The sequence below is a fragment of the Rhizobacter sp. P2_H2 genome, from assembly GCF_056403375.1.
The window spans coordinates 1-8,005 of record NZ_JBFUFP010000162.1 but is presented as its reverse complement, the minus strand read 5'-3'; the positions used below and the strand labels follow the sequence as shown (position 1 = coordinate 8,005).

The following is an 8,005-nucleotide window of genomic DNA, read 5'->3' as shown; positions in this document are numbered from 1 at the left end:
GCGCAGCACCGCGGCGTCCTTGGCCTTGAAGTTGACGCCGCCCACCATGTCGGCAGCGTTCTCCTTGTCGGCCATCCAGCGCGCCGCCGAGCTGCTCGCGCCGTGCTGCGACAGCGCGAACACCGAGGCGCCGCGCGCCTTCGGCGTCAGGAAGGCATCGGCATGGATCGACACGAACAGGTCGGCCTGCACGCGCCGCGCCTTGCGCACCCGGTCCTGCAGCGGCACGAAGAAGTCGGCGTCGCGGGTCATCATCGCGCGAAAGCCCGGCAGCCCGTTGATGCGGTCGCGCAGTTTCAGCGCCACCTGCAGCACCACGTCTTTCTCGTGCAGCCCGCTCGGACCGCTCGCGCCCGGGTCCTCGCCCCCATGGCCGGGGTCGAGCGCGACGATGATCAGCCGGTCGATGCGCCCCTGCGACATCGGCGGCACCGTGGCGGCACCGGACGCCAGCGGCCCGCCATGCGGCTGCGAGGCCGCGGCCACCGGCGGCTGCGATGGCGCCGGCGCCGGCAGCGGCTTGATGTTCACGTCCGGCGGCCGGCCGATCTTGCCGATGAACTCGCCGAGGGCGTCCTGCACCTCCTGGGCCGCACGCTGCTCGGCCTGCTCCTTGTCCTTGATCAGCGTGAGCAGCGGATCACGCTCCTCGGTCGGATAGAGGTCGAACACCAGCCGGTGCTGGTAGGCCGCCACCGGCGCCAGCGTGAACAGCTGCGGCGCGGTCGCCTGCTTCAGGTCGATCACCAGGCGCACGACGCGCGGCTGGTTCTGCCCGACCCGCACGCCGCCGATGAACGGATCGTCGGAACGCACCTTGCCCACCAGTTCGCGCAGCGCGGGACTGAGCTCCAGCCCATCGATGTCGATCACCAGCCGGTTCGGGTTCTCGGCCAGGAAGTGCTTGACCGACAGCGCCGAGTCGGACTCGAGCGTCACGCGGGTGTAGTCGGCGGCCGGCCAGACGCGCACCGCGACGATGGTTGCGCCGAACGCGAGCTCGTTGGCGCCGAGCAGCAGCACGAGGCTGCCGAGGCCTTGCAGCGCAGCGCGCCGCTTCATGCCAGCAGCTCCACGCCGAGCGGCGTCTGCGCGGCCAGGCGCACGCGGCGCGGCCCCCCACCCTCTTCGCCCGCGTCAACGTCATCGAACGCGATGTCGATCCGCAGATCGGCCACGGGAAGCAGCTCCTGTGCCTTCTCCGGCCACTCGGCGATCTTCAGCCCAGGGGCACCGAACACGTCGCGGAAGCCCGCGTCCTCGAACTCCTGCGGATCCTCGAAGCGGTAGAAATCGAAATGCGAGATGACCGGTGCGCCCGGCAGCGGATACTGCTCCATCACCGCATACGTCGGGCTCTTGATGCGCCCGGTGACGCCGAGCGCCTGCAGCAGGTGGCGCGTGAAGGTGGTCTTGCCGGCCCCCAGCGGGCCGTGCAGTTCGATGAAGGCATGGCGCAGCGAGGGATGCGCCGCCAGCCGCTGCGCGGTGGCGGCGCAGGCGGCCTCGTCGGGCCAGGGCAGCGATCGGGTTTCTAGAATCGTCAAATGACCGAAGCTCAGCAGTTGGACGGTGATGGCCTGGTCGCGCAGCTGCGCGACTGGGGCCTCGCGCTCGGATTTTCACAGATCGGCGTCGCCGATGTGGATCTGTCCTCCGCCGAGGCAGGGCTTCTGGCGTGGCTGCGCGACGGTTTCCATGGCGAGATGGGCTACATGGCCGCGCATGGCCTGAAGCGCGCCCGCCCCGCCGAACTGGTGCCGGGCACCGTGCGCGTGATCACCGCGCGCATGGACTATCTCCCCGACGCGACACCCGACGACTGGCAGGCCGTCGAATGGCAGCGCCTCGCCTCGCCCGCGCAGGCCGCCGTGTCGGTCTATGCCCGCGGCCGCGATTACCACAAGGTGCTGCGCCACCGGCTGCAGAAGCTCGCCGACCGCCTGCAGCAGGCCGTCGGCCCGCGCGGCCACCGCGTGTTCACCGACTCGGCACCGGTGCTCGAGGTCGAGCTCGCGTCGCGCAGCGGCATCGGCTGGCGCGGCAAGCACACGCTGACGCTGCACCGCGAGGCCGGCTCGATGTTCTTCCTCGGCGAGATCTACGTCGACCTGCCGCTGCCGCTGTCGGCCCCGGTCACCGGGCACTGCGGCAGCTGCAGCGCCTGCATCGACGTCTGCCCGACGCGCGCCATCGTCGCGCCCTACCGCGTCGATGCGCGGCGCTGCATCTCGTACCTGACGATCGAGCACGCGGGGCCGATCCCGGTCGAGCTGCGACCGGCGATCGGCAACCGCATCTACGGCTGCGACGACTGCCAGCTGGCGTGCCCCTGGAACAAGTACGCGCAGCGCAGCCCGCTGCCCGACTTCGACGTGCGCGACGCGCTCGCGGCGMCGACGCTGCGCAGCCTGTGGGCCTGGACCGAGGCCGACTTCCTGCGCCACACCGAAGGCAGCGCGATCCGCCGCATCGGCCACCAGCGCTGGCGCCGCAACCTCGCGGTGGCGATCGGCAACGCGCTGCGCGACCCGGCCACGCCGGCTGCCGAACGCGCGGCGCTGGTGGAGGCGTTGCAGGCGGAGCGCGAGGGGGCTGACGAACTGGTGCGAGAGCACATAGACTGGGCGCTCTCCGCGTGATCCGTGGCAGTCGAACGGCACGAACATTGCTCAATCCGATGTTGTCCCCACCGAACTGCCCCTGATGATCGCCCGCCTGCTGCTGCTCCTCGCCTTCGTCCTCTCCCTCCCCGCGCATGCCGCGCCACGCTGCCTGAGCGACTGCACGCCGCGCATCGGCATCGTCTCGGCCTTCGGCGCCGAGGCCGACATCCTGGTCGCCAACACCCAGGGCCGGCGCAGCTTCACGGTCAACGGCAACCGCTTCACGACCGGCACGCTGCGCGGCAACCGGGTCGTCATCGTGCTGAGCGGCGTCAGCATGATCAACTCGACGATGGTCACGCAGCTGATGCTGGACCACTTCCACGTGCAGCGGCTCATCATGAGCGGCATCAGCGGCGGCGTGAACCCGGCCCACCACGTCGGCGACGTGATCGTGCCCGAGCGCTGGGCGATGCCGCTCGAGGTGTACTGGAACCATGACGGCACGCCGCCCGCACCCTGCGGCGCCCCGGGCGACGTGAGCTGCCTCGGCCTGAAGCTCGCCGAGGCCGACGGCAAACCGGTGCCGCCCTTCGTCGGCGCGGCGCCGGTCGGCGGGCTCTTCATGCGGCAGAACTTCGTGATGAGCCGCGAGCGCGCGCCGCAGGGCGAGTTCCGCTTCGACTACGAGGCCGATCCGGCGATGCTCGAGGTCGCCCGCGCGATCCGGCCAGCGCTGGCGCGCTGCGGCCCCAAGGCCTTCACGCCGGGCGTGGCCGAGCCGGACCCGAAGCTGTGCGTCGCGACGCAGCCGCGCGTGGTGGTCGGCGGGCGCGGCGTGTCGGGCACGCTGTTCCTCGCCAACCCGGCCTACCGCAGCTACCTGTTCGAGCAGCTGCAGGCCGAGACCTTCGAGATGGAGACCGCCGCGCTCGCGCACGTGGCCCACGCGAACGGCGTGCCCTACATCGCGTTCCGCAGCCTCAGCGACCTGGCCGGCGCGGAGGAGTTCAACGCCGACGTCGGCGCGCTGTTCTCGAGCGGGCTGGCCGAAACCAACGAAGCGGCCGTCACGATGGCCTTCCTCGAGGCCTGGAAGGCCCGCGCCACTCCCCGGAGACAACCGAAATGAAGAAGACGATCCTTGCCTTGCTGCTGGCCGCGGCCGCCTCGCTGGCCCAGGCGCAAGCCCAGACACCAACCCCGGCCCCCGCCCCGCGCCCGCTGAAGGTGCTGATCATCGCGATGTTCGAGCCCGAGGCCGCGCCGTGGATAGCGCCGATGAAGCTGACCGAGGCCATCCCGGTGCCCGGCCTGCTGCCCGAGAGCCCGGCGCTGCGCTGCAACAGCGACGACGTGTGCCTGCTGACAGCCGGCATGGGGCACGCCAATGTCGCCGCCTCCACGATGGCCGTCACGCTCGACCCGCGCTTCGACCTGCGGCAGACGTACTTCCTGATCGCCGGCATCGCGGGCATCGACCCGGCGCGCGGCACGCTCGGCACGGCGGCATGGGCGCGCTACCTGGTCGATGTCGGCATCGCGCACGAACTCGATGCACGCGAGATGCCCAAGGGCTGGGCCTCGGGCTACTTCGGCATCATGACCAAGGGCCCCGGCGAGAAGCCGAAGTTCGACTACCACACCGAGCTCGCGCAGCTCGACGAGGCGCTGCTGCAGAAGGCGCTGGCGCTCAGCAGGAACGCGAAGCTCGCCGACAGCGACGCCGCGAAGGCCTACCGCAAGCGCTACAAGCAGGCGGCGGCCCGCAAGCCGCCCACCGTGACCCAGTGCGATACGCTGGGCGGCGACACTTGGTGGCATGGCGACAAGCTGGGCGAGCACGCCCGCGCCYGGACCCGGCTGCTGACCGACGGCAAGGGCACCTACTGCACGACCCAGCAGGAGGACAACGCCACCTACAACGCGCTGGCCCGGGCGGCGGCCGCCGGCCGCGTCGACCTGAAGCGGCTGGCCGTGCTGCGCACCGCCTCGAACTTCGACCGCCCCCATTCGGGGCAGAGCGCGTATGCGTCGCTGATGGCGTCGACGGCCGGCACGCCGGGCGGCTTCGTGCCGGCCACGCAGAACCTGGTCGCGGCCGGCGGGCCGCTGGTGACCGACATCGTCGCGCACTGGGACCAGTGGCGCGTCGGCGTGCCCGCGCCCTGAGCGGCGGCCCCGATGCACCTGAACGTGGCATGGCAGTTGCTGTTGCCCTCCATTCCCTCACCCACACGGATGTACCCATGCCCCAACAAGCGGCCCCGTTCGCGCTGACCCGCGCCTCCCTCTGCATCGGACTGGCCCTGGCCGCACTGGCCGCCCAGGCCCAGGAAACCAGCGTGCTGGCCCCGGTCACCGTGACCGCCGAGCGCCGCAGCGAGAACGCGAAGGACGTGCCGATGTCGATCTCGACGCTCGGCGGCGAGAAGCTCGACGTGCTGAACTCGTCCGGCGAAGACATCCGCATGCTGTCGGGCCGCGTGCCGAGCCTGAACATCGAGTCGTCGTTCGGCCGCGCCTTCCCGCGCTTCTACATCCGCGGCTACGGCAACACCGATTTCCACCTGAACGCGTCACAGCCGGTCTCGCTGATCTATGACGACGTGGTGCAGGAGAACCCGATCCTGAAGGGCTTCCCGGCCTTCGACCTCGACCGCATCGAGGTGCTGGCCGGCCCGCAGGGCACGCTGTTCGGCCGCAACACGCCGGCCGGCGTGGTGAAGTTCGAATCGGTCAAGCCGCAGCTGAAGAAGAACGAGGGCTACGGCAGCATCAGCTACGGCACGTTCGGCACCACCAACCTCGAAGGCGCGTGGAACGCGTCGGCGAGCCCGGATTTCGCGGCCCGCGTGTCGATCCAGTCGCAGCACCGCGACGACTGGGTCGACAACAACTACCGCCCGGCGCAGACCGACAAGCTCGAGGGTTACGACGACAACGCGATCCGCCTGCAGGCGCTGTACCAGCCGAGCAGCAGCTTCAGCGCGCTCGGCAACGTGCACATGCGCGACCTGAAGGGCACGGCGCGGCTGTTCCGCGCCAACATCATCAAGCCGGGCACGAACGACCTGGTCGACGGCTTCGACGAGAAGTCGGTGACGATCGACGGCAAGAACGAGCAGACGCTGTCGAACTTCGGCACCAGCCTGCGGCTGCGCTGGGCCTTCGACACCGTGGCGCTGAACTCGATTACCGGCTTCGAGCACCTGTACACCTACAGCCGCGGCGACGTCGATGGCGGCTACGGCGCCCCGTACGCACCGGGGGGCGGCGTGAACGGCCCCGGCTTCATCCCGTTCTCGAGCGAGACCTCGGACGCGCTGAACGGCCACCGCCAGTACTCGCAGGAGTTCCGCCTCGAATCACTGACCGGCGGCCCGCTGAAGTGGCAGGGTGGGGTCTACCTGTTCCGCGAGCGCTACCTGATCAACAGCGTCAGCTACGACACGATCTTCCACGGCCCGGACACCTCGGTGCAGACCACGCAGGTCAACAACGCCTGGGCGGTGTTCGGTTCGGCCAACTACCAGTTCACGCCGCAGTTGAACGTGCGCGGCGGCTTGCGCTACACGCATGACGAGAAGACCCTTGCAACGACCTCCGCCGACACGGCGATCGACCGCAGCGCCGGCACCACCGCCGACACCAAGGACTCGAAGGTCAACTGGGACCTGAGCGGCACCTACACGCTGACGCCCGACGTGAACCTGTACGCCCGGGTCGCGACCGGCTTCCGCGCCTCGAGCCTGCAGAACGCCTCGGCCTTCGGCCCGCAGTCGAAGGCCGGCCCGGAAACCAACACCTCGTACGAGGCCGGCGTGAAGGCCGACCTGTGGAACAAGCGGGCGCGCACCTCGGTCAGCGTCTTCCACTACGACGTGAAGGACCAGCAGCTGAGCGCGGTGGGCGGCTCGCAGAACGTGACGACGCTGGTCAGCGCGAAGAAGGCGCAGGGCCAGGGCGTGGAGTTCAACTTCGACGCGTACCTGACCGACACGCTGCTGCTGGGCCTGAACGGCAGCTACAACATGACGAAGATCAAGGACGGCGATCTCGTCGTGGCCGGCTGTGCGCAGTGCACGGTGACCGACCCGGCCGGCACGGTGGCCGGCACGTACCACATCGACGGCAACCCGCTGCCGCAAGCCCCGAAGTGGATCGGCAACGTGACGCTGCGCTACGGCGTGCCGACGGCATCGGGCGGCGAGTACTTCGTCTACACCGACTGGTCGTACCGCAGCAAGATCAACTTCTTCCTGTACGAGTCGACGGAGTTCACCGGCAAGTCGCTGCTGACCGGCGGGCTGCGRCTGGGCTACCAGTGGGCCAACGGCAAGTACGAGGCGGCGGTGTTCGCGCGCAACATCACGAACGAGATCCAGGTCGTCGGCGGGATCGACTTCAACAACCTGACGGGGTTCGTCAACGAGCCGCGCACCTTCGGCGCGCAGTTCAAGGCAAGTTTCTGAGCCCCCCAGTCGCTTCGCTCCTGCCCCCAAGGGGCGCCACGCCAGGGGCCTGGCAAAGCCAGTTCCCCGGCGCGTTGCTTGATGGGTCGCTCGCTGCGCTTGCTCGGATCAAGGCAGCGCCGCGAGCACCGCAAGCCATATCGGGATGCTCAGCATCCCGAGGAGCGTCGACAGCGTGACGAGGCCGGCCACGTAGGCCCCGTCGCCGCCCATGCGCGCGGCGAGCACATAGGCGCTCGACGCGGTGGGCATCGCCGCGAACAACACGACGATGTCCCGCTGCGCGAGCGGCAGCGCCAGCACCGCCGTCAGCCCGATCGCCACCGCCGGCAGCACCGCATGCCGGATCGACAGGAAGGCCGCTGCCAGCCCCGGCGCGGCCCGCAGCCCCGCCACCCGCAGGCCGGCCCCCACCGCCATCAACCCCACCGGCAGCGCCGCCACCCCGATGCGCTGCAACGTCGTCGCGACGGCCTCCGGAAACTGCAGCCCCGCCAGATTGGCCAGCAGCCCCGCCACCGTGCTGACGATCAGCGGGTTGCGCACGATCTCGCGCGCATACGAATGCCCGCCATGGCGCGCCAGYGGCCACACCGCCGCCACGTTGCACAGCGGCACGCCCAGCGCGATCAGCAAGGCCATCCACGCGACACCCTGCTGGCCACCCAGCCGCTCGGCCAGCGCCAGTGCGATGAACGAGTTGAAGCGGAACGCCGTCTGCGCGCCCGACGCATGCAGCCGCGCATCGACGCCCGGCCAGCGTCGCAGCGCGTAGGACAGTGCAATGCCCACCCCCAGCATGCCGACGCCACTGGCCGCGAGGCTCAGCGTCTGCGCCGGCTGCAGCGGGCTGCGCACGATGGAGTTGAACAGCAGCACCGGGAACAGCACGTAGTAGACGAGCCGCTCGGCGGCCTCCCAGAC

At 70.1% G+C, this 8,005-nt stretch carries 7 protein-coding genes; 4 read left to right on the top strand and 3 right to left on the bottom strand.

Annotated features, from left to right (window positions below; translation table 11 throughout):
* Together AC1D15_RS11610 and tsaE are read right to left on the bottom strand one after the other, a co-directional pair.
* The coding region (locus tag AC1D15_RS11610; RefSeq protein ID WP_477826089.1) for an N-acetylmuramoyl-L-alanine amidase at positions 1 to 1,062 on the bottom strand (1,062 nt) is incomplete at its 3' end.
* Positions 1,059 to 1,547, bottom strand: a complete 489-nt coding sequence (gene tsaE, locus AC1D15_RS11605) for a tRNA (adenosine(37)-N6)-threonylcarbamoyltransferase complex ATPase subunit type 1 TsaE (protein ID WP_477826088.1) — start codon at positions 1,545 to 1,547, stop codon at positions 1,059 to 1,061. The genes tsaE and AC1D15_RS11610, both read right to left, overlap by 4 nt.
* On the opposite strand from tsaE, the gene queG reads away from it, so the two are divergent.
* From queG to AC1D15_RS11585, 4 genes are all read left to right on the top strand, one after another.
* On the top strand, positions 1,548 to 2,642 hold the full coding sequence (gene queG / locus AC1D15_RS11600) for a tRNA epoxyqueuosine(34) reductase QueG (protein WP_477826087.1): 1,095 nt from the start codon (positions 1,548 to 1,550) through the stop codon (positions 2,640 to 2,642).
* 64 nt (positions 2,643 to 2,706) lie between these two features.
* Positions 2,707 to 3,738 (top strand): 5'-methylthioadenosine/S-adenosylhomocysteine nucleosidase, encoded by a 1,032-nt coding sequence (locus tag AC1D15_RS11595; protein WP_047506192.1) that lies wholly within the window; start codon positions 2,707 to 2,709, stop codon positions 3,736 to 3,738.
* The gene (locus AC1D15_RS11590) at positions 3,735 to 4,778 is read left to right on the top strand and encodes a purine-nucleoside phosphorylase (protein ID WP_477826086.1); all 1,044 of its coding nucleotides are present in this window, start codon (positions 3,735 to 3,737) and stop codon (positions 4,776 to 4,778) included. The genes AC1D15_RS11595 and AC1D15_RS11590 overlap by 4 nt, the downstream gene beginning before the upstream one ends.
* A gap of 77 nt (positions 4,779 to 4,855) precedes the next feature.
* Entirely contained in the window at positions 4,856 to 7,081 is a 2,226-nt protein-coding gene (locus AC1D15_RS11585; protein ID WP_477826085.1) for a TonB-dependent receptor, read from the top strand.
* Positions 7,082 to 7,189: 108 nt separating this feature from the next.
* Here the strand turns inward: AC1D15_RS11585 and AC1D15_RS11580 are convergent.
* Positions 7,190 to 8,005: AEC family transporter (locus tag AC1D15_RS11580; protein ID WP_477826084.1), on the bottom strand; the 816-nt coding region annotated here is incomplete at its 5' end.

Bases quoted from the DNA above. Each gene is read 5' to 3' on its own strand.
- AC1D15_RS11595 (WP_047506192.1), top strand. From the start codon at position 2,707: ATGATCGCCCGCCTGCTGCTGCTCCTCGCCTTCGTCCTCTCCCTCCCC.